Genomic DNA, 20556 nt, shown 5'->3' with positions numbered 1-20556 from the left:
CCGGGGGGTCCGGGTCCGGCCCGTGCGGCACGTATCGGCGCATATCAGGGTCGTCTCGGGGTGCGTATCGGTCACCGGGCTCTGTCCGCCGGACTTCCGGGCGGCTACCGTCGCACCGTGGCGATGTTCCGACTCCAAGGCAGCAAGACGCTGGCCGTCGACCTGACAGGCGACGCCGTCAAGGCGAAGAACGGCTCGATGGTCGCGTACGACGGCCGGATGGCGTTCAAGAAGATGTCCGGCGGCGGTGAGGGCCTCCGCGGGATGGTGACCCGCCGGCTGACCGGCGAGCAGATGGAGATGATGGAGGTGAAGGGGCAGGGCACCTGCTATTTCGCCGACCGTGCGAGCGAGATCAACCTCGTCTCGCTGCACGGCGAGACGCTGTACGTCGAGGCGAGCAACCTGCTGGCCACCGACGCCGCCCTGCGCACCGGCACCAGCTTCACGGGCCTGCGCGGCGGGGCGAGCGGCAACGGCCTGTTCACCACGACCGTCGAGGGCACCGGGCAGGCGGCGATCATGTCGGACGGCTCGGCGGTGGTGCTGCGGGTGACGCCCCAGTACCCGCTGAACGTCGACCCCGGGGCGTACATAGCTCACCAGGGCAGGCTCCAGCAGCACTTCCAGTCCGGGGTGAACTTCCGGACGCTCATGGGCGAGGGCTCGGGCGAGTCCTTCCAGATCCGCTTCGAGGGTGACGGACTCGTCTATGTGCAGCCCAGCGAGCGGAACACCGTCGGGGGCGATGTCTGATGCCGTTCCGTGAGATCAACTCGAAGATGGTCGAGGCCCAGGTGGTGCCCGGCCAGAAGATGTACAGCCAGCGCGGCGCGATGCTCGCCTACCGCGGCGACGTCTCGTTCACCCCGAACATCCAGGGCGGCCAGGGCGGCCTGGCGTCGATGATCGGCAGGCGGGTGGCCAACGAGGCGACCCCCCTGATGACGGTCGAGGGCAGCGGCACCGTGATGTTCGGTCACGGCGGCCACCACATCCAGGTGATCGGCCTGGCCGGCGACACCCTCTACGTGGAGGCCGACCGGCTGCTCGCCTTCGACGGGACGCTCCAGCAGGGCACGATGTTCATGGGCTCGCAGGGCGGGGTGATGGGCATGGTGCGCGGCCAGGTGACCGGGCAGGGCCTGTTCACCACGACGCTCAAGGGCCACGGCGCGGTCGCCGTGATGGCGCACGGGGGGGTGATCGAGCTGCCGATCACCCCGGGCCGCCCGGTCCACGTGGACCCGCAGGCGTACGTCGCCCACCACGGGGACGTGACCAACAAGCTGTCCACCGCACTGGGCTGGCGCGACATGGTGGGGCGCGGCTCGGGCGAGGCGTTCCAGCTGGAGCTCGAGGGCAACGGAGCGGTGTACGTCCAGGCGTCGGAGGAGAAGCTGTGAGCACGCCGGTGATTTTCGACCCGATGACGCTGCCGTCGGACGACAACGTCAACGCGTACACCTTCTGCGTGGAGCTCAAGGGGAGCCAGTGGTTCCTGCAGAAGGGCAAGATGATCGCCTATTACGGGCAGATCGACTTCAACGGCATCGGGCACGGCCGGTTCGAGCGGCTGATCCGTACGAGCTTCCACTCGCCGCTGCACGCGAGCGACTGGGTGGTCGCCGAGGGCAGCGGGAAGATGCTGCTCGCCGACCGGGCCTTCGACGTGAACTCCTTCGACCTGGAGGAGGGCAACCTCACGATCCGGTCCGGCAACCTGCTGGCGTACCAGCCGACGCTGGCGCTGAAGCAGTCCATCGTGCCGGGCTTCCTGACCCTGATCGGTACGGGGAAGTTCGTCGCCGCGTCCAACGGCCCCGTCGTCTTCATGGAGCCGCCGCTGCGTGTGGACCCGCAGGCGCTCGTGGGCTGGGCGGACTGCCCCTCGCCGTGCCACCACTACGACCACGGCTACATGAAGGGCGTCATGGGCGGGCTGCGCTCGCTGACGGGGATCGGCGGCACGTCGGGCGAGGAGCACCAGTTCGAGTTCGTCGGGGCCGGCACGGTGCTGCTCCAGTCGACCGAGGTGCTGATGCCCGAGCAGGCGACGGGCGCGGTGCCGCACCAGCCGGGTGTGCCCGGCGGCGGCCCCGGGGCAGGGGGTCAACACGGCTCCGCACCCCGCATGCCCGGTCAGCTGGGGGACCTCCAGCGGCGCTTCGGATTGTGAACGGTAGTCTGCGGAGTGTGACGCCCTGCCCTCACGTGCGCGGCGTCACACGCCCCCACTTCGTCCGTCTTTCAACTTCTTAGGTAGAATCCATACATGGAGACCGAGACGGCCACCCGCTGGCTTACCGATGCGGAGCAGTGCGCCTGGCGCACGCACCTGGACGTCAGCAGGCTGCTGACGCATCAGCTGGAGAAGGACCTCCAGCCGTTCGGCCTGACCATGAACGACTACGAGATCCTGGTCAATCTCTCCGAGTCCGAGGACCAGCGGATGCGGATGAGCGATCTCGCCGCTGCCACCCTGCAGTCCAAGAGCAGGCTCTCGCACCAGATCACCCGCATGGAGAACGCCCAGCTGGTGCGGCGCGAGCACTGCGAGTCCGACCGGCGCGGGCTGTTCGCCGTCCTCACCGACCTGGGCTCGGAGACGATGCGCAAGGTCGCGCCGCACCATGTCGAGTCGGTGCGCAGGCACTTCATGGACCTGCTCTCCCCCGAGCAGCTCACCGCACTGCACTCGGCACTGACCCCGATCGCGGACCACCTGCACGGGCGGCGCGGCAAGCCGTAACGGGGCTCGGGCCTCGCCCCGGCGCCTGCCCAGCTCAGGGCCTCGCCCCGGCGCCTGCCCTGCTCAGGGCCTCGCCCCGGCGCCTGCTCTGCTCAGGGCCCGCCCCGGGGCAGGCACCACCACCGCTCGGCGTCTCAGCCCGGCTCGGGCCGGGCGACGGGCGCCACCGGGAGCCGCAGGGTGAATCTCGCCCCGCCGCCGGGTGCCGTGCTCACCGTGAGCGTGCCGCCGTGGCGGGTGGCCACGTCCCGGGCGATGGCCAGGCCGAGGCCGGCTCCGCCGTCGTCACGGCTGCGCGCGTCGTCCAGCCGTACGAAGCGTTCGAAGATGCGGTCCTGCTCGGCCGGCGCCACCCCGGCACCGTCGTCGGTGACCTCCACCAGCACTTCGCCGCCGTCCGGCCTCACCGTGACGGCGACCGAACTCTCCGCGTGACGCTGGGCGTTGTCCAGGAGATTGCCCACGACCCGGGCCAGCTGCCCACGGGAACCGACGACGTCGTACGACCCTGGGTCCGCGACAGACACCTCGGGCGGAAGCCGGTCCGCCGGACGCTGGGAGACCTCCTCGCGCACCAGCGCCCCGAGGTCGACCACCGCGTTCGCCGGCCGCTCCCCCGCGTCCAGCCGGGCGAGCAGCAGCAGATCGGCGGCCAGCACCTGGAGCCGTACGGTGTCGGCGACCGCGCCGGGCACGTCCAGCAGCTCGGGATGGGCCTCCCCGACCTCCAGCTGGGTCCTCAACGAGGCGATGGGGCTGCGCAGTTCGTGCGAGGCGTCGGCGACGAAGCGCCGCTGCCGGTCCACGGACGCCTCCAGCACCGCCAGTGTCTCGTTGGTCGTCCGGGCCAGCCGGGCGATCTCGTCACGCGAGCCCGGTTCGGGGACCCGGCGGCCGAGGTCCTCGGACGCGGTGATCGCGGCCAGCTCCCGCCGGATGCCCTCCACCGGGCGCAGCGCCCGCCGGGTGACCATCCAGGTCACCACGGCTACGACGAGCAGCATCAGCGGCAGCCCGGTCAGCATGGCGTTGCGTACGGTGTCCACGGCCTCCTGCTCGGCCGCGAGCGGGGCACCCGCGTGGACGGTCAGGGTGACGTCGCGGTCGGTGGTGACCTCGACGGCGGCGAAGCGGTAGTCCGCGCTCTCCCCGTCGACGGTGGCGGCGCCGTTGACGAAGTCGGGTGTCCCGGAGGAGACCTCGCTGCGGGCGGGGTCGTCGTCATCGTCTGCGTCGTCGTCATCCCGCGCCGGTGCCGACGACGTCGGCGCGACCTCGTCCGTCCCCGTACCCGAGACGGCCTCCAGATCCTTGGAGACGGCCACCACGCGCCCGGCCTCGTCGGTCACCTGGACGGGATGGGTCTCCTCGTCGTCCAGTTCCAGATCCGTGTAGGGCACCCCCAGGGCGATCTGCCCGGCGACCTCGCGCGCGGCCACCTCCGCCTCCAGGCCCGCCCGTTCGGTCAGATTGCCCCGCAGCACCGTCAGCACGGCGAGCCCCGCGGCGACCAGGGCGACGGCGACGACCAGGGTGGCGCCCAGCGCGGCCCTGGCGCGTACGGACCTCACGGTGCCTCCAGCCGGTAGCCCGCGCCCCGCACCGTACGGATCGAGGCGGCGCCCAGCTTGCGCCGCAGGGTGCTGATGTAGACCTCGACGATGTTCGGGTCCCCCTCGTACGCGAAGTCCCAGACGTGCTCGAGGATGTCCGCCTTGCTGACCACCTCCCCGGCCCGCGTCACGAGCTGTTCCAGGACGGCGAACTCCTTGGCGGTGAGCGCGATCTCGTCGTCGCCCAGGTGGACCCGCCGGGCGGAGGTGTCCATCCGCAGCGTGCCGGCGCTGAGCACGGGCGAGGCGGAACCGCCGCGCCGGCGCAGCAGCGCCCTGATCCGGGCGACGAGCACGACGTACGAGAACGGCTTGGTCAGATAGTCGTCGGCGCCGGTGTCGAGCCCCTCGGCCTCGTCGTACTCCCCGTCCTTCGCCGTCAGCATCAGGATCGGCATCTCGTGCCCGGCGGCGCGCAGGGCGGCGCAGATCCGGTAGCCGTTCATCCCGGGCAGCATGATGTCGAGCACCACCAGGTCGTGCACGCCCTGGCCGGCGAGGTGGAGTCCCTCCAAGCCGTCGTGCACGACGTCCACGGCGAAGCCCTCGGCGGTGAGTCCTCGTGCCAGGGACGTCGCCAGACGCTTCTCGTCCTCCACGATCAACAGGCGCATGGGGACAGCTTCCCGCACCGGACCTGAAGAAGGCTTCAGGTGGCTTCAGCCTGCGTTCAGCATCGCCGGGCCAGTGTGGTTCCCGTCGCACCGCACATCCCATCGGGGAGGAACACCCATGAAGCGCAACATCGCCATCGCCACCCTCACCGCCGCCGTACTCGTCGGCGGCGGGCTCGTCACGACCGCCGCGTTCGCGGACTCCGACAACGGCGTGAAGGACGACCGGACGGCGGCCCCGGCCCGCGCGGACGACGACTCCGCACCCGCCGGGAAGGCAGGGAGCACCGGGATCGACGAGGCCGTCACCGCCGCGCTGAAGGCCGTCCCCGGCACGGTCACCGAGGCCGAGCGGGACGATGACGACGACAGCGGCCGTACCGTCTGGGAGCTCGACGTGTACGGCTCCGACAAGGTCTGGCACGACGTCACGGTGGACGCCGCGAACGGCAAGGTGCTGTCCGACCGCGAGGACGACGACAACGACGACCGCGACCGGCACGCGCCCCGCTCGGCGGACGTCTCCCTGGACGCGGCGGTGAAGGCGGCGCTCACCGAGCAGCCCGGCAAGGTGACGTCGGTGGACCTGGACGAAGACGATGACGACGCCGGGCGCGGTGCGCTGCGCTGGGACGTCGACGTCGCGGGCAAGGACGGCAAGGAGCACGAGCTGCGCGTGGACGCGAAGACCGGCAAGGTCACCGTGGACCAGGACGACGACAGCGACGACAACCACGACGACGACTGATCCGTCCCCGGACCGGCGGTCCTGGCCGGCCGCGCCTCACGGGGCGAAGCCGGACAGGACCGTGCCGTCGTCGGGTGAGGAGAGGAACAGGGCGTCGCTGACCGCGATCAGGGAGGGCAGGGTTCCTCGCAGGGGCAGATCGAAGATCTTGCCCGCGTCGGAAGGGTTCTCGCCCGTGCGGTCCAGCTCGAAGGCGTCCACCGTGTCGTCCGCGTGGACGAGGGCGTGATCGCCTGCGATCGAGACGTTCCCGGCCTCCTCGTCCAGGAGGGTGTCGACGTGGTACCAGAGTTGCCGTCCGTCGCGGAGCCTGAAGGCGCGCACCTCGCCGGGTACGGAGACCACGACCGTGCCGTCCGCCGTCACGGCCGGCTTCATCGCACCCTCCATCCCGTCGGCCAGGACCCGGCGCCTGGCCGGGGCGGAGAGGTCCGTCACCGTGAGGCTGTCCCCGTCGACACAGATCAGCTCCCGTTCCCTGAGCACGGGGTGGCCGCACCGGGCGTCCGCCTCTCCGTCGCCCGGCAGCCGCTCGCCCGTCCCGGCGTCGAAGACCCGGACGTCGCTTCCCACGGCCACCACCCGGCCGTCACCGGCGAGGAGCGTGAACTCGAACTCGTCGTAGTCCACGTCCCACTTCTGCGGCTTCTTCCCGCCGGTGATCTGCTGGGCGACCAGGGTGCCGGCCGAGCCGCCCTTCACCTGGGCGACGTAGTAGATCACCCCGTCCGCGTACACCGCGCCCATCCCGAGGCGCCCCTTCGGCAGGGGCTGCCGCCACACCCGCTTGCCGTCGGTGAGGCGCAGCCCGACCAACTCGTCCTGTACGAAGGCGTAGACCGTGCCGCCCTCCACCGCGACGACGGACCGGCCGGCCGTCCCGTCCCCGGCCCCGGCCTTCTCCGGGAGGTTCCAGCGCTCGCGGCCGGCCGCCGCGTCCAGGGCGGTGACGCCGTGCTCACCCGAGCAGACGAGGGTGCCGGCCGACAGCAGGCAGCCGTGTTCGCCGACGCCCTCCTCGGACTTCCAGGGCTTCCATCCGGCCGGCCGCGCGGCAAGCTTCCGGTCGCCGGACCCGAAGTCGTCGGTGCGGCCGGCATCCGCACCGGGCACGACCGTGGGACCGGAGGAGGTCCCCGGCGCGGACGCCGACGCCGACGCACCGGGCCGTCCCGCGGCCGGGCCCTCACCACCGCCGCCGTCGAGCAGACCGGGCAGGTACACGGCCCCCAGCACTGCGCCGGCCACCGCGATCGCGGCCAGGGCGACCAGCGGCCCCCGTCGCCGGGAGCGCGCGGGCGGGGCCTGCGGCGGTACGGAGGGCCTCGGCGGAGCCGCCCGCACCGATTCCGCGCAGCGCAGGGCCTGTTCGGTGTGGGCCGCGAACTGCTCCCGGAGCGCGTCGTGCCACGGGAAGGGGCCGGGCACACCACCCGGCAGGAGCAGACCGGCAAGCTCGTGCGGGGTGGGCCGGTCCTCGGGGCGGGGGGCCAGGCAGCGTTCGACCACCGCACGCAGCCCGGCCGGGACGCGGTCGAGTTCCGGCTCGCCGTGCGCGATGCGGAAGATGACCGCGGCCATGTCCGGGTCGTCGAACGGACCGCGTCCGCACGCGGCGAAGGCGAGCACCGCTCCGAGGCAGAACACGTCCGAGGCCGGCACGAGGGCACGTGAGCCGTTGACGTGCTCGGGCGAGATGTAGCCGGGGCTGCCGACCACCACGCCGGTCCGGGTCAGCTGGGTCGCCTCGAAGGCCTGGGCGATCCCGAAGTCGATCACCTTGGGCCCGTCCGCGCCCAGCAGGACGTTGCCGGGCTTCAGATCGCGGTGGAGCACCCGGACGGCGTGCATGTCGGCGAGTGCCAGGGCGAGGTGCGAGCCGGCCGCCCGGACCACGGCCTCGGGCAGCGGGCCGGTGCGGGTGACCGCCTCGGCGAGCGACGGGCCCGGGACGTACTCCGTGGCGAGCCAGGGCGTCGCACCGGTGGCGTCCCCCGCGACGAGCGCGGCCGTACGGGGGCTGCGCACCGCACCGGCCGCCGCGATCTCCCGGCGGAAGCGGATCCGGAATCCGTCGTCGAGGTCGAGCCCGGGGAGCACGGTCTTCAGCGCGACCAGCCCGGCGAGCGGTGCGCCGGGAACCGGCGTGACTCCCTCCTCCCGCGCCAGGTACACCTCGCCCATACCGCCCGCGCCGAGGAGCCCCAGGAGCCTGTAGGGACCGACGCGGGTACGGCTGCCGGGCGGCAGGGGGCCGATCATGAGGCGTCCGGGCCGGGGATCGCGACGGAGACGGCGATGCCGTGCCGGTAGACGATGTGCACGACCCGGCCCACCGGGAAGATCTCGGGCGGCCGGTTCTCCTTGCCCAGCGCGATGCCGTAGGCGGGGTCGTACGGATCCTCGATCTCGGGTACCGGTACGTCCTCGATCGGGGTCCGCCTCAGCGGCCCCGGGGTCCCCCCGTCGCCGAGCGCGATGCTGTGGAGTGCGCTGGTGTCCGCCCAGACGAGCGTGCCGTCGACGAGTTCCGGGGCGGAGGCGGGGTTCTTCCTGCGTGCCTCCGCGTCCTTGCCCAGACCGTAGCGGCCCAGGATCTTGCCGTCGGCCCGCCCGACCAGGACGACCTCCGGTTCCTCGCTGTCCTCCGCGGCCTCCTCCTCGCCCGCCGGCGCCGTCGCACCCGTCCGGTAGACGGTCACCCGGTCGGTCTGCGCCACCACGGCCGCGTACGCGCCGATCCCGGCGGGCGGGGCCTCCTCGCCGCCGTCCTGGTTCTCCGGGCAGAGGACGGCGAAGTCGGACGGCGTCTTCTTCGGGCAGCCGGTGTCCCGCTTCGCACCGTCATCGGTGCCGAAAGCCTGCAGGCCCTTCTCGTTGCTGACGTACAGCACCCCGTCCTGGGCGCCCAGCGGCCAGAAGTCCCCGCGCTCGGCCTGGGCGAGGTCCTGCCCGACGAGCGGCTTCCGCCACTTCTCCGTGCCGTCACGCACATCGAAGGCGGCGATCTCGGATCCGTCGGGCAGGTCACCGATGTCCGCGAAAACCATGCCGTCGGCCACGCGCGGTGAGCTCCACTCCATGTGGGCCCCGCCGGACCTGGCCTCCCAGCGGGAGGTTCCGGTCTTCGCGTCGACCGCGAGGAGGCGGTTGCCAGTGGCGAAGTACACCGAGTCCGCGTCCACCACGGGCCGGGTGGATCCCCCGGGCATGAAGAACTGCCCGGTGGGGCTGATCCGGGCGTCCCCGCCACCCTGTTCCTCGACAGCCGCGTACGTCCAGAGGCTCTTGCCGTCGGACGCGGAGAGCGCCTCGTACGAGCCGTCCGCCATGCGGCAGGCCACCACCTCCTGGCCGGCGTCGCAGCCGAGCGGGGTTCCTTCGAAGGTCGCGTGCCATGCCTTCCAGCCGGCGGGAGCGGACGGCGCGGCACTGTTCCCGTCCTCGGCGCCCCCGCCCCCGTCGTCGTCCCGCAGCGCGAGCAGACCTCCCGCGGCCGCCCCCGCCAGGACGGTCACAGCGAGGGCCGCACCGAGCAGGCGACGGCGGCGCGCAGGGCGGGCGGGGGCGTCGGCGGGCGGCAGTCCGGGCCCCTGGGTGGGCAGTTGGTCCACCGTCGCCCGGCTGCCGGTCGCCGCCTCGGTCGGGGTGTAACCCGGCAGCAGCGGCCCGCCGAGCGACCGTACGGAGGCCAGCTCCCGCTCGTACTCGGCGATGTGGGCCGCGACCGGCTCCGGCCAGCGCACGGAACCCTCCGGCGCGAGGCGGGCGGCGAGTTCCGCGGGGGTGGGCCGGGCGGCGGGGTCGGCCACGAGGCAGTCCTGGAGCACCGCGCGCAGCGCGCCCGGCACCCCGTCGAGGTCGGCCTCCACGTACTTGACCCGGTAGAGCACCGCGGCCACCGGGCCGTCGCCGAACGGGTCGCGGCCGGTCGCCGCGAAGCACAGGACGGACGCCAGGCAGAAGACGTCGGACGCCGGCACCACGCGACCGCTGCCCGCCACGTGCTCGGGGGACATGAAGGCGGGGCTGCCGATCATGCGGCTGGTGGTCGTGAGCGGGGTGGCGCCCGCGCCACGGGCGATCCCGAAGTCGATCAGCCGGGGCCCGTCGGCGGCGAGCAGGACGTTGCCGGGCTTGACGTCCCGGTGCACCACACCGGCGGCGTGGACGGTCTCCAGGGCCCGGGCGAGCTCCGCCCCGAGCTTCCGGACCTCTTCCTCGTCCAGGGCACCCGAACGGCGTACGGCGGCCGAGAGCGTGGGGCCCGCGACATAGGCGGTGGCCAGCCAGGGCACCTCCGTGCCCGCGTCGCCGTCGAGGACGGGGGCCAGGGCGGGGCCGGTGACCGAGCGGGCGACCTCGATCTCGCGGCGGAAGCGCTGTCTGAAGCCGGGGTCCTGGGCGACGTCACGGCGGACGGTCTTGACGGCGACCGGCGCCGCGCCGTCTCCGGTGGCGCCACCGCCACCGTCGCGCTTCCCGAGGAAGACCTCCCCCATGCCGCCCGCGCCGAGCCTGGCCAGGACGGCGTACGGCCCGATCCGTCTCGGTGAGTCCTCGCGCAACGGCTCCAGCATGCGTCCCCCCGAGTGCATGGCAGGAACGCGCACCGCACGCGTTCCACGCGCGGAATACTTTCACGCCCCGCCGGACGGGGCCGCGGTCTCCCGGAACAGCGTCCCGGGGAACACCTTCTCCTCCGCGCTGTGTCCTCGGGCGCCGTGTCCTGGAGCGCGGAGGCCGAGCGCGGAGGCCGAGCGCGGAGGCCGAGCGCGGAGGCCGATCCCCCGGGCGGCCCGCACGCCGCCCGGGGGCCTCAGCAAGCGTCGGTGGGCCCCGCGCTCCCGTCCGTGAGTCCGGCGACCAGCTCGTCCGCCGCCGCGTACGGGTCGAGGCCTCCGGCCACGATCCGTCCGGCCAGCGCGTCCAGCCTGCGGTCGCCGTGCAGATCGGCGATGCGCTCGCGGAGCGCGGTGACGGCGATCGTCTCGACCTCGCGGGCCGCGCGCGCGGTGCGCCGCTCGGCCAGGACCCCGTGCTCCTCCATCCACGCCCGGTGCTTCTCCAGGGCCTCGACGACCTCGTCGATGCCCTCGCCCCGGGCGGCGACCGTCTTCACGATCGGCGGACGCCAGTCGCCGGGTCCCCGGGACTCCCCGAGGCCCAGCATGTGGTTGAGCTCGCGGGCGGTGGCGTCCGCGCCGTCCCGGTCGGCCTTGTTGACGACGTAGACGTCGCCGATCTCCAGGATTCCGGCCTTCGCCGCCTGGATGCCGTCGCCCATGCCCGGGGCGAGGAGGACGACGGAGGTGTCGGCCTGGGAGGCGATCTCCACCTCCGACTGGCCCACCCCCACCGTCTCCACGAGGATCACGTCGCAGCCCGCCGCGTCCAGCACCCGGATCGCCTGCGGCGCCGACCAGGCGAGGCCGCCCAGATGGCCCCGCGTGGCCATCGAACGGATGTAGACGCCCGGGTCGGAGGCGTGCTCCGACATCCGGACCCGGTCCCCGAGGAGCGCGCCCCCGGAGAACGGCGAAGAGGGGTCGACGGCCAGTACCGCGACCCGCTTGCCCGCCCTCCGGTAGGCGGAGACCAGCGCCGAGGTCGAGGTGGACTTCCCGACCCCCGGCGATCCGGTCAGGCCGACCACGTAGGCGCGGCCCGCCAGCGGCGCCAGCGCCGCCATGACCTCGCGCAGCTGCGGCGAGGCACCCTCCACCAGGGAGATGAGCCGGGCCACCGCACGCGGCCTGCCCTCACGTGCCTGCTCGACCAGGGTGGGGACGTCCACCTTCACGCTCGGCCTCCTCGCTCGCTCGTACCGACTACTTGCCCGGTACGCGGATGATCAACGCGTCGCCCTGACCGCCGCCGCCGCACAGCGCCGCCGCTCCGGTGCCGCCGCCGCGCCGCTTCAGCTCCAGCGCCAGGTGCAGCACCACACGGGCGCCGGACATGCCGATGGGGTGGCCGAGAGCGATCGCGCCGCCGTTGACGTTGACCTTGTCGGAGGTGACGCCGAGGTCCTTCATCGACTGGACCGCGACGGCCGCGAAGGCCTCGTTGATCTCGATGAGGTCGAGGTCCTCGACGCCGATGCCCTCCTTCTTCAGGGCGTGCCGGATGGCGTTGGACGGCTGCGACTGCAGCGAGTTGTCCGGGCCGGCCACGTTGCCGTGGGCGCCGATCTCGGCGATCCAGTCGAGGCCCAGTTCCTCGGCCTTCGCCTTGCTCATCACGACGACGGCCGCGGCGCCGTCGGAGATCTGCGAGGAGGTGCCCGCGGTGATCGTGCCGTCCTTGGTGAAGGCGGGACGCAGCTTCCCGAGGGACTCGGCGGTGGTCTCGGGGCGGATGCCCTCGTCCTTGGAGAAGAGGACCGGGTCGCCCTTGCGCTGCGGGATCTCGACCGGGGTGATCTCGGCCTCGAAGATGCCGTTCTTCTGCGCCGCGGCGGCGCGCTGGTGGGACAGGGCGCCGATCTCGTCCTGGTCGGCACGGGCCAGGCCGAGGCGGCTGTTGTGCTTCTCGGTGGACTCACCCATCGGGATGTTCTCGTAGGCGTCGGTCAGGCCGTCGTACGCCATGGAGTCGAGCATCTCGATCGCACCGTACTTGTATCCCTCACGGGACTTCGGCAGGAGGTGCGGGGCGTTGGTCATGGACTCCTGGCCGCCGGCCACCACGACGTCGAACTCACCGGCGCGGATCAGCTGGTCCGCGAGGGCGATCGCGTCGAGCCCCGAGAGGCACACCTTGTTGACGGTGAGCGCCGGGACGTTGAGCGGGATCCCGGCCTTGACGGCTGCCTGGCGGGCCGGGATCTGCCCTGCCCCGGCCTGGAGCACCTGGCCCATGATCACGTACTCGACCTGGTCCCCGCCGATGCCCGCCCGGTCCAGCGCCGCCTTGATGGCGACGCCTCCGAGGTCGGCTCCGGAGAAGCTCTTCAGCGAGCCGAGCAGACGGCCCATGGGCGTCCGCGCGCCCGCGACGATCACTGAGGTGGTTCCGGTCGTTCCTGACATGAGGCGCAGCCCCTTGGGATCGGTTGTGAACGAGGGTTTACCTGAATGTACTGAGCGGTACGGCGCCCGTCATCCGGCTGTCGGTGTGATCGCGCGCACGTTGCGTAACCATCCCGGGGGCGCTGCACTGGTTCCATGCTGACGCGAATCGACCACATCGGAATCGCCTGTTTCGACCTCGACGAGACAGTGAGGTTCTACCGCGACACCTACGGCTTCGAGGTGTTCCACTCCGAGGTCAACGAGGAGCAGGGTGTCCGGGAGGCCATGCTGAAGATCAACGACACCTCGGACGGCGGTGCTTCCTACCTCCAGCTGCTCGAACCGACCCGTGAGGACTCGGCCGTGGGCAAGTGGCTGGCGAAGAACGGGGAAGGCGTGCACCACATCGCCTTCGGGACCGCGGACGTCGACGCGGACGCCGCGGACATCCGCGGGAAGGGCGTCCGGGTGCTGTACGACGAGCCCAGGAAGGGGTCGATGGGCTCCAGGATCACCTTCCTGCACCCCAAGGACTGCCACGGCGTGCTGACCGAACTGGTCACCTCCGCGAAGGAGCACTGACCCGACCGATACCCGGCCCGGTAGAGTGGGCGGTTCCGGGCCGGGGCCGGGTCGGGGCCGTGCCGCGTCCTCGCCGTAGATCTGTCACCATTCCCCGGGGGACCGTTCGCGGGCGAGCGGTACTCGCATGGAGAATTGCGACCAGGGTTGGGGCCTCCCCTGCTCAATGGGGCATCCCCTGCTCGAACGAAGTTGAGAGCTCGGGGAAGATGTTGAGAGCTCGGGGAAGGATGGGACCGCGCAGTGCGGGGCTACGAGAGCCAGCAGAGCCACCGAGCTGACGACGACCATCTCTCGCGGTTCGAAGCCGAGATGGACCGGCTGAAGACCGACCGGGAGAAGGCCGTCCAGCACGCCGAGGACCTCGGTTACCAGGTCGAGGTCTTGCGCGCCAAGCTGCACGAGGCGCGGCGCAATCTGGCGACCCGTCCCGCACACGACAGCGCGGACATCGGCTACCAGGCCGAACAGATGCTCCGTAACGCCCAGATCCAGGCCGATCAGCTGCGTACGGACGCCGAGCGCGAGCTGCGTGAGGCCAGGGCTCAGACGCAGCGGATCCTCCAGGAGCACGCCGAGCACCAGGCCCGGCTCCAGGCCGAGTTGCACGCCGAGGCGGTGCAGCGGCGCCAGCGGCTCGACCAGGAGCTGGCGGAGCGCCGGCAGACCGTCGAGTCCCACGTCAACGAGAACGTCGCCTGGGCCGAGCAGTTGCGGGCCAGGACCGAGTCCCAGGCGCGCCGTCTGCTGGACGAGTCGCGCGCCGAGGCCGAGCAGTCGCTGGCCGCCGCCCGTGCCGAGGCCGCCCGGCTGGCCGACGAGACCCGCAGACGGCTCAACTCCGAGGCTGAGGCCGCCCGTGCCGAGGCGGAGGCCACGCTGCTGCGGGCCCGCCGGGACGCCGAGCGGCTGCTGGAGGCCGCCTCCTCGCAGGCCCAGGAGGCCACCAGCCACGCCGAGCAGCTGCGTTCGACGGCCACCGCCGAGACGGACCAGACCAGGCAGCAGACCGCGGAGCTCAACCGCGCCGCCGAACAGCACATGCAGGAGGCGGAGACCCGCCTGCGTGAGGCGCGGCTCGAGTCCGAGAAGGTGCTCGCCGAGGCGAAGGAGGCCGCGGTCAAGCGGCTGGCCGGCGCCGAGTCGCAGAACGAGCAGCGCACCCGTACGGCCAAGTCGGAGATCGCCCGGCTGGTCGGCGAGGCCACGAAGCAGGCCGAGACCCTCAAGGAGGAGGCCGAGCAGGCGCTCGTCGACGCCCGGGCCGAGGCCGAGCGGCTCGTCGCCGAGGCGGCCGAGAAGGCCCGCACCCTGGCCGCCGAGGACGCCGCTGCCCAGCTCGCGAAGGCGGCGCGCAGCGCCGAGGAGGTCCTGACCAAGGCCTCCGAGGACGCCAGGTCCACCACCCGGGCCGCCGGCGAGGAGGCGGACCGGATCCGCCGTGAGGCCGAGGCCGAGGCGGACCGGCTGCGCGGCGAGGCCGCGGAGCAGGCCGATCAGCTCAAGGGCGCGGCCAAGGACGACACCAAGGAGTACCGGGCCAAGACGGTCGAGCTCCAGGAGGAGGCCCGCCGTCTCCGGGGCGAGGCCGAGCAGCTGCGGTCCGAGGCCGTCGCCGAGGGCGAACGGATCCGCGGCGAGGCCCGCCGGGAGGCCGTCCAGCAGCTGGAGGAGGGCGCCCGTACCGCCGAGGAGCTCCTCACCAAGGCGAAGGCCGACGCGGAGGAGCTGCGGGCGTCCGCGAGCACCGAGAGCGAGCGGGTCAGGGCCGAGGCGGCCGAGCGTGCCGCCACCCTGCGCAAGCAGGCCGAGGAGGCTCTGGAACGCAGCCGCGCCGAGGCGGAGAAGCTGCGCGCCGAAGCGGAGGAGCAGGCGACCGCCCTGACCGCCGCGGCGGAGACGGCGGCCGAGGCCCTGCGCGAGGAGACCGAGCGCGGGATGGAAGCCCGCAGGGCCGAGGCGGCGGAGGAGCTCAGCCGGCTGCACACCGAGGCCGAGTCCCGGGTCGCCGCCGCGGAGGAGGCGCTCGGCGAGGCGCGTACGGAGGCGGAGCGGATCCGCCGTGAGACGGGCGAGGAGTCGGAGCGGCTCCGCGCCGAGGCCGCCGAACGGCTCCGCACGCTCCAGGAGCAGGCCACGGCGGAGGCCGACCGGCTGCGTACGGAGGCCGCGGCCGACGCCGCGCAGTCCCGCGCCGAGGGCGAGAACGTGGCCGTACGGCTGCGCACCGAGGCCGCCACCGAGGCGGAGCGGCTCAAGACCGAGGCGCAGGAGACCGCCGACCGGGTGCGCTCCGAGGCCGCCGCCGCGGCCGAGCGGGTCGGCGCGGAGGCCGCGGAAGCGCTGGCAGCCGCCCAGGAGGAGGCCAACCGGCGGCGCCGCGCCGCCGAGGAGGCGCTGGGTTCCGCGCGTGCCGAGGCCGAGCAGGAGCGCGAGCGCGCCCGCGAGCAGAGCGAGGAGCTCCTGGCCTCCGCCCGCAAGCGGGTCGAGGAGGCACAGGCCGAGGCGCACCGCCTGGTCGAGGAGGCGGAGAGCCGGGCCTCCGAGCTGGTCTCGGCCGCCGAGCAGACCGCGCAGCAGGTGCGGGACTCCGTGGCCGGGCTGCAGGAGCAGGCCGAGGAGGAGATCACCGGGCTGCGCTCCGCGGCCGAGCACGCGGCGGAGCGTACGAGGACCGAGGCGCAGGAGGAGGCGGACCGGGTCAGGTCCGACGCCTACGCCGAGCGGGAGCGGGCCACCGAGGACGCCAACCGCATCCGTTCGGTCGCGCACGAGGAGGCGGAGGCGGCCAAGTCCCTGGCCGAGCGGACCGTCTCGGAGGCGATCGCCGAGTCGGAGAAACTGCGCTCGGACACCTCGGAGTACAGCCAGCGCGTCCGTACGGAGGCCTCCGACGCCCTCACGTCGGCGGAGCAGGACGCCTCGCGTGCCCGTGCGGAAGCGCGTGAGGACGCCAACCGCATCCGTTCCGAGGCGGCGGCCCAGGCCGACCGGCTGATGGCGGAGGCGACCGGCGAGAGCGAGCGGATCCGCGCCGAGGCCACCGAGCAGTCGGAGCGGTTCATCGGCGAGGCGACCGACGAGGCGGAGCGGCTGCGCGCGGAGGCGGCACAGACCGTCGGGTCCGCCCAGGAGCACGCGTCCCGCACCCGCGAGGAGGCGGAGCGGCTGCGCGCCGACGCCGAGGCCGCGGCGGAGCAACTGCGCGCGGAGGCCCGCCAGGAGGCGGACCGGATGCTGGACGAGGCGCGCGAATCGGCGGCCAAGCGCCGTGCGGATGCCGCCGAGCAGGCCGACCAGCTCGTGGAGAAGGCCCAGGAGGAGGCGCTGCGCGCCGCGACCGAGGCCGAGGAGCAGGCCGACAGGATGGTCGGCGCCGCGCGCAACGAGGCCGTCCGGATCACCTCGGAGGCGACGGTCGAGGGCAACTCCCTGGTGGAGCGGGCCCGTACGGACGCGGACGAGCTGCTCGTCGGCGCCCGCCGGGACGCCACCGCCACCCGGGAGCGGGCGGAGGAGCTCAGGGCCCGGATCGAGAGCGAGATCGAGGAACTGCACGAGCGCGCCCGGCGCGAGACCTCCGAGCAGATGAAGACGGCGGGCGAGCGGGTCGACAAGCTGATGAAGGCGGCGACCGAGCAGCGGGCGGAGGCGGAGGCCAAGGCCAAGGAGCTGCTGGCGGACGCCAACTCGGAGGCGAGCAAGGTCCGTATCGCCGCCGTGAAGCGCGCCGAGTCGCTGCTCAAGGAGGCCGAGGCGAAGAAGACGGAGCTGACCCGCGCGGCCGAGAAGCTGCGGGCCGACGCCGAGGCCGAGGCGAAGCAGATGGTCGACGAGGGACGCCGGGAGCTGGACCTGCTGGTCCGCAGGCGCGAGGACATCAATACGGAGATCTCCCGTGTCCAGGACGTGCTGGAGGCGTTGGAATCTTTCGAGGCTCCGGGCGGGGCGGGCAAGGCGGCAGGCGGTGGCGCGGGGGGCGTCAAAGCGGGAGCGACGGCGGGCACCCGGTCGGGTGGCAAGGCCTCGGACGGGTAGCCACGCACGCAATTCGCCATGAACATTCAAGCCCTGGGGTCGCAACCAGTCCCAGGGTCAGCCACTCAAAAGGGGTGTCATTCTCCATACCAAAGCGGCATCTTCACGTTGACACGCCGCCCAGGCCCCTAGGATTCCCTCTAACACCTCACCGGTCTCATTCGACAGGAACCCCATGAGCGACCCTTCCTCCCCCTTCGGCTTCGAGCTCGTGCGACGTGGATACGACCGCGGTCAGGTGGACGACCGCATCACCAAACTCGTCGCCGACCGTGACAGCGCGCTCACCCGGATCACCTCTCTGGAGAAGCGCATCGAGGAGCTCCACCTCGAGACGCAGAACGCCCAGGCCCAGGTCAACGACGCCGAGCCGTCGTACGCCGGGCTCGGCGCCCGCGTCGAGAAGATCCTCCGCCTCGCCGAGGAGGAGGCGAAGGACCTTCGTGAGGAGGCCCGCCGCGCCGCCGAGCAGCACCGTGAGCTGGCCGAGTCGGCCGCCCAGCAGGTGCGCAACGACGCGGAGACCTTCGCCGCGGAGCGCAAGGCGAAGGCCGAGGACGAGGGCGTCCGGATCGTCGAGAAGGCCCAGGGCGAGGCGGGCACGCTGCGCACCGACGCCCAGAAGGACGCCCAGCAGAAGCGCGAGGAGGCGGACGCCCTCTTCGAGGAGACCCGCGCCAAGGCCGCCCAGGCCGCCGCGGACTTCGAGACGAACCTCGCCAAGCGCCGCGAGCAGTCGGAGCGCGACCTCGCGTCGCGTCAGGCCAAGGCCGAGAAGCGCCTCGCGGAGATCGAGCACCGCGCGGAGCAGCTGCGCCTGGAGGCCGAGAAGCTCCGTACGGACGCCGAGCGCCGGGCCCGCCAGACGGTCGAGACGGCACAGCGCCAGGCCGAGGACATCGTGGCCGACGCCAACGCCAAGGCCGACCGGATCCGCAGCGAGTCCGAGCGCGAGCTGGCTGCGCTCACCAACCGCCGCGACTCGATCAACGCCCAGCTGACCAACGTCCGCGAGATGCTGGCCACGCTGACCGGTGCCGCCGTCGCGGCGGCCGGCTCCCCGGCGGAGGACGAGTCCGCGGGCCGCGGGGTCCCGGCTCAGCAGACCCGCTGAGACACGTACATCAGCTGTACCCCTTGCGCGCCCGGTTCCGCCCTTGTGGTGGCGCCGGGCGTGCGGCCGTTCTAGCGTGAGCGCATGATCGAGCTCGACGGTCTCACCAAACGCTTCGGCAACAAGCTTGCCGTCGACCGTCTGTCATGCCGGATCAAGCCGGGCATGGTGACGGGTTTCCTCGGCCCGAACGGGGCGGGCAAGTCCACGACGATGCGGATGATGCTCGACCTCGACAACCCGACCAGCGGCACGGTGCGCATCGACGGCCGGCACTACCGCGAGCTCGACGAGCCGCTCAAGCACATCGGGGCGCTGCTGGACGCCAAGTCGATGCACGGCGGGCGCAGCGCGTACAACAACCTCCTGTGCCTGGCCCAGAGCAACCGCATCCCGGCGAGCCGGGTCTCCCACGTACTCGACACCGTCGGTCTGAGCGCGGTGGCCAGGAAGAAGTCCAAGGGCTTCTCCCTCGGCATGGGCCAGCGGCTGGGCATCGCGGCGGCCCTGCTCGGCGATCCCGAGATCCTCATGTTCGACGAACCCGTCAACGGTCTGGACCCCGAGGGGATCCACTGGATCCGGAACCTCATGAAGACCCTCGCGTCGGAGGGCCGGACGATCTTCGTCTCCTCGCACCTGATGAGCGAGATGGCGCTGACCGCCGATCACCTGATCGTCATCGGGCAGGGCAGGCTGCTCGCCGACACCTCCATGGCCGACTTCATCCACGAGAACTCCCGCAGCTTCGTGCGGATGCGTTCCCCGGAACAGGAGCGGCTGCGCGACCTGCTGCACGCCGAGGGCGTGGTCGTGGTCGAGGCGGGCAACGGCACGCTGGAGATCGACGACGAGGCACCGGAGCGGCTCGGTGAACTCGCCGCCCGGCACGGGATCGTGCTTCACGAGCTCAGTTCGCAGCGCGCTTCCCTGGAGGAGGCCTTCATGCAGATGACGGCGGGTTCGGTGGAGTACCACGCGCACTCCGACGGCGAGACCGGCGGGCCACCGCCCGCGGGCCCGCAGTGGGGCGAGCAGTGGAACCGGAAGGCCGCACGCGGCGGCGTTCCCGGTGCGCCCGGTACTGCTGGTGCGCCCACTGCTTCCGACGCCCCCGGGGCTTCAGGCGCGACCGGTCCCGGCGTCGGTGCTCCCGGCGACGGCACGAAGAGGGTGTGACGGCGATGGCATCGGTACCCGCTGTACTGAACTCCGAGTGGACCAAGATCCGTACGGTCTCCTCGACCACCTGGACCCTGATCTCCGCGTTCGCCGTCACCGTCGCGATGGGCGCGGCGCTCAGCGCCCTGCTGAAGAGCCAGTTCGACGATCTCTCCGCCGCCGAGCAGGCCACCTTCGACCCGACGTTCGTGGGCTTCTCCGGGATGATCCTGGGACAGCTGGCGATGGTCGTCTTCGGCGTCCTGGTGGTGGGCACGGAGTACAGCTCCGGCATGATCCGCACCTCGCTCGCAGCCGTGCCCCGGCGCGGGTCGTTCCTCTTCAGCAAGGTCGCCGTGGCGGGTGTCCTGGCCCTGCTGGTCGGCCTCGCCACCAGCTTCGTCACCTTCTTCCTCAGCCAGGCCCTGCTGGGTGAGCACCGCACCGACATCGGCGCGGAGAACGTGCTGCGCGCGGTCTTCGGCGGGGGCGTCTACATGGGCCTGATCGCGATCTTCTCCATGGGCGTGGCCACGATGCTGCGCAGCTCCATGCTCTCGCTGGGCATCCTGATGCCCTTCTTCTTCCTCGTCTCGCAGATCCTCTCCGCGGTCCCCGGCGCCAAGAGCGTGGCCCGGTACTTCCCCGACCAGGCCGGTTCCAAGATCATGCAGGTGGTGCCGGACGCCATGAACAGCGATCCCGCGCCGTACGGTCCCTGGGGCGGGCTCGGGATCATGGCCCTGTGGGTGGTGGCGGCGCTCGTGGGCGGCTACCTCGTGCTGAAGAAGCGCGACGCCTGACGCGTGGAGCGTCCCCGGGGCCGTCCGTACCCGGCCGACGCCCCGGGCAGCGGCTTGGCCGGAACCACCGGCGGCTGGTTATCCTCCTAACTCTTACGGGGGCGTGCGGCCGACG

General features: G+C 72.4%; 16 protein-coding genes. 10 read left to right on the top strand and 6 right to left on the bottom strand.

The window, feature by feature from the left end; genetic code table 11:
• Nucleotides 1-123 precede the first annotated feature (123 nt).
• The 4 genes from ACFYQ6_RS13015 (at nt 124) to ACFYQ6_RS13000 (ending at nt 2752) form a co-directional block, all read left to right on the top strand.
• Nucleotides 124-756 (top strand): AIM24 family protein, encoded by a 633-nt coding sequence (locus ACFYQ6_RS13015; RefSeq protein WP_356738783.1) that lies wholly within the window; start codon nt 124-126, stop codon nt 754-756.
• A complete protein-coding gene (locus tag ACFYQ6_RS13010; RefSeq protein ID WP_361573798.1) occupies nt 756-1406 on the top strand; it encodes an AIM24 family protein in 651 nt (216 codons plus the stop codon). The genes ACFYQ6_RS13015 and ACFYQ6_RS13010 overlap by 1 nt, the downstream gene beginning before the upstream one ends.
• Complete coding sequence (locus ACFYQ6_RS13005) at nt 1403-2179, top strand: AIM24 family protein (RefSeq protein WP_388762876.1); 777 nt, start codon at nt 1403-1405, stop codon at nt 2177-2179. The genes ACFYQ6_RS13010 and ACFYQ6_RS13005 overlap by 4 nt, the downstream gene beginning before the upstream one ends.
• Nucleotides 2180-2275: 96 nt before the next feature.
• Nucleotides 2276-2752: a MarR family transcriptional regulator gene (locus ACFYQ6_RS13000; protein WP_356738380.1), complete on the top strand. Its 477-nt coding sequence runs from the start codon at nt 2276-2278 to the stop codon at nt 2750-2752.
• A gap of 134 nt (nt 2753-2886) precedes the next feature.
• Here the strand turns inward: ACFYQ6_RS13000 and ACFYQ6_RS12995 are convergent, their stop codons facing one another.
• Nucleotides 2887-4323 carry a HAMP domain-containing sensor histidine kinase gene (locus ACFYQ6_RS12995; RefSeq protein WP_361573794.1) on the bottom strand — a complete coding sequence of 479 codons (1437 nt, stop codon included), beginning with the start codon at nt 4321-4323 and terminating at the stop codon, nt 2887-2889.
• Nucleotides 4320-4979, bottom strand: coding sequence for a response regulator transcription factor (locus ACFYQ6_RS12990; protein WP_361573792.1), 660 nt, complete (start codon nt 4977-4979; stop codon nt 4320-4322). The genes ACFYQ6_RS12995 and ACFYQ6_RS12990 overlap by 4 nt, the downstream gene beginning before the upstream one ends.
• A 118-nt stretch (nt 4980-5097) precedes the next feature.
• On the opposite strand from ACFYQ6_RS12990, the gene ACFYQ6_RS12985 reads away from it, so the two are divergent.
• Complete coding sequence (locus ACFYQ6_RS12985) at nt 5098-5727, top strand: PepSY domain-containing protein (protein WP_388762873.1); 630 nt, start codon at nt 5098-5100, stop codon at nt 5725-5727.
• A gap of 36 nt (nt 5728-5763) precedes the next feature.
• Here ACFYQ6_RS12985 and ACFYQ6_RS12980 read toward each other — a convergent pair whose 3' ends face one another.
• The 4 genes from ACFYQ6_RS12980 to ACFYQ6_RS12965 all read right to left on the bottom strand — a co-directional run bounded on the left by ACFYQ6_RS12980 (nt 5764) and on the right by ACFYQ6_RS12965 (nt 12761).
• Nucleotides 5764-7989, bottom strand: coding sequence for a protein kinase (locus tag ACFYQ6_RS12980; protein WP_361573788.1), 2226 nt, complete (start codon nt 7987-7989; stop codon nt 5764-5766).
• Entirely contained in the window at nt 7986-10307 is a 2322-nt protein-coding gene (locus tag ACFYQ6_RS12975) for a protein kinase (RefSeq protein WP_388762871.1), read from the bottom strand. Before ACFYQ6_RS12975 ends, ACFYQ6_RS12980 begins: the two co-directional genes overlap by 4 nt.
• 239 nt (nt 10308-10546) lie before the next feature.
• Entirely contained in the window at nt 10547-11530 is a 984-nt protein-coding gene (gene meaB / locus ACFYQ6_RS12970) for a methylmalonyl Co-A mutase-associated GTPase MeaB (RefSeq protein WP_361573784.1), read from the bottom strand.
• A gap of 28 nt (nt 11531-11558) precedes the next feature.
• Nucleotides 11559-12761, bottom strand: a complete 1203-nt coding sequence (locus tag ACFYQ6_RS12965) for an acetyl-CoA C-acetyltransferase (protein ID WP_356738366.1) — start codon at nt 12759-12761, stop codon at nt 11559-11561.
• A gap of 135 nt (nt 12762-12896) precedes the next feature.
• On the opposite strand from ACFYQ6_RS12965, the gene mce reads away from it, so the two are divergent.
• The 5 genes from mce to ACFYQ6_RS12940 all read left to right on the top strand — a co-directional run bounded on the left by mce (nt 12897) and on the right by ACFYQ6_RS12940 (nt 20441).
• A complete protein-coding gene (mce, locus tag ACFYQ6_RS12960) occupies nt 12897-13325 on the top strand; it encodes a methylmalonyl-CoA epimerase (protein WP_361573782.1) in 429 nt (142 codons plus the stop codon).
• Between the two features lie 243 nt (nt 13326-13568).
• On the top strand, nt 13569-17363 hold the full coding sequence (gene scy / locus ACFYQ6_RS12955; protein ID WP_388762868.1) for a polarized growth protein Scy: 3795 nt from the start codon (nt 13569-13571) through the stop codon (nt 17361-17363).
• Nucleotides 17364-17538: 175 nt separating this feature from the next.
• Nucleotides 17539-18477 carry a cellulose-binding protein gene (locus tag ACFYQ6_RS12950; RefSeq protein WP_361573778.1) on the top strand — a complete coding sequence of 313 codons (939 nt, stop codon included), beginning with the start codon at nt 17539-17541 and terminating at the stop codon, nt 18475-18477.
• An 84-nt stretch (nt 18478-18561) separates the two neighbouring features.
• Nucleotides 18562-19656, top strand: coding sequence for an ATP-binding cassette domain-containing protein (locus tag ACFYQ6_RS12945; RefSeq protein ID WP_361573776.1), 1095 nt, complete (start codon nt 18562-18564; stop codon nt 19654-19656).
• Between the two features lie 5 nt (nt 19657-19661).
• On the top strand, nt 19662-20441 hold the full coding sequence (locus ACFYQ6_RS12940; protein ID WP_361573774.1) for an ABC transporter permease subunit: 780 nt from the start codon (nt 19662-19664) through the stop codon (nt 20439-20441).
• Nucleotides 20442-20556 lie beyond the last annotated feature (115 nt).

Origin of the sequence: Streptomyces sp. NPDC005494 (assembly GCF_042872025.1) — a bacterium.
Lineage (GTDB): Bacteria > Actinomycetota > Actinomycetes > Streptomycetales > Streptomycetaceae > Streptomyces.
This window is presented reverse-complemented; position numbering and strand designations above follow the sequence as displayed.

Excerpts from the sequence above, each read along its gene's own strand:
- ACFYQ6_RS13015 (WP_356738783.1), top strand. The coding sequence starts at position 124 with ATGTTCCGACTCCAAGGCAGCAAGACGCTGGCCGTCGACCTGACAGGC.
- ACFYQ6_RS13010 (WP_361573798.1), top strand. The coding sequence starts at position 756 with ATGCCGTTCCGTGAGATCAACTCGAAGATGGTCGAGGCCCAGGTGGTG.
- ACFYQ6_RS13000 (WP_356738380.1), top strand. The coding sequence starts at position 2,276 with ATGGAGACCGAGACGGCCACCCGCTGGCTTACCGATGCGGAGCAGTGC.
- ACFYQ6_RS12990 (WP_361573792.1), bottom strand. The coding sequence starts at position 4,979 with ATGCGCCTGTTGATCGTGGAGGACGAGAAGCGTCTGGCGACGTCCCTG.
- ACFYQ6_RS12985 (WP_388762873.1), top strand. The coding sequence starts at position 5,098 with ATGAAGCGCAACATCGCCATCGCCACCCTCACCGCCGCCGTACTCGTC.
- ACFYQ6_RS12980 (WP_361573788.1), bottom strand. The coding sequence starts at position 7,989 with ATGATCGGCCCCCTGCCGCCCGGCAGCCGTACCCGCGTCGGTCCCTAC.
- ACFYQ6_RS12975 (WP_388762871.1), bottom strand. The coding sequence starts at position 10,307 with ATGCTGGAGCCGTTGCGCGAGGACTCACCGAGACGGATCGGGCCGTAC.
- ACFYQ6_RS12965 (WP_356738366.1), bottom strand. The coding sequence starts at position 12,761 with ATGTCAGGAACGACCGGAACCACCTCAGTGATCGTCGCGGGCGCGCGG.
- mce (WP_361573782.1), top strand. The coding sequence starts at position 12,897 with ATGCTGACGCGAATCGACCACATCGGAATCGCCTGTTTCGACCTCGAC.
- ACFYQ6_RS12950 (WP_361573778.1), top strand. The coding sequence starts at position 17,539 with ATGAGCGACCCTTCCTCCCCCTTCGGCTTCGAGCTCGTGCGACGTGGA.
- ACFYQ6_RS12945 (WP_361573776.1), top strand. The coding sequence starts at position 18,562 with ATGATCGAGCTCGACGGTCTCACCAAACGCTTCGGCAACAAGCTTGCC.
- ACFYQ6_RS12940 (WP_361573774.1), top strand. The coding sequence starts at position 19,662 with ATGGCATCGGTACCCGCTGTACTGAACTCCGAGTGGACCAAGATCCGT.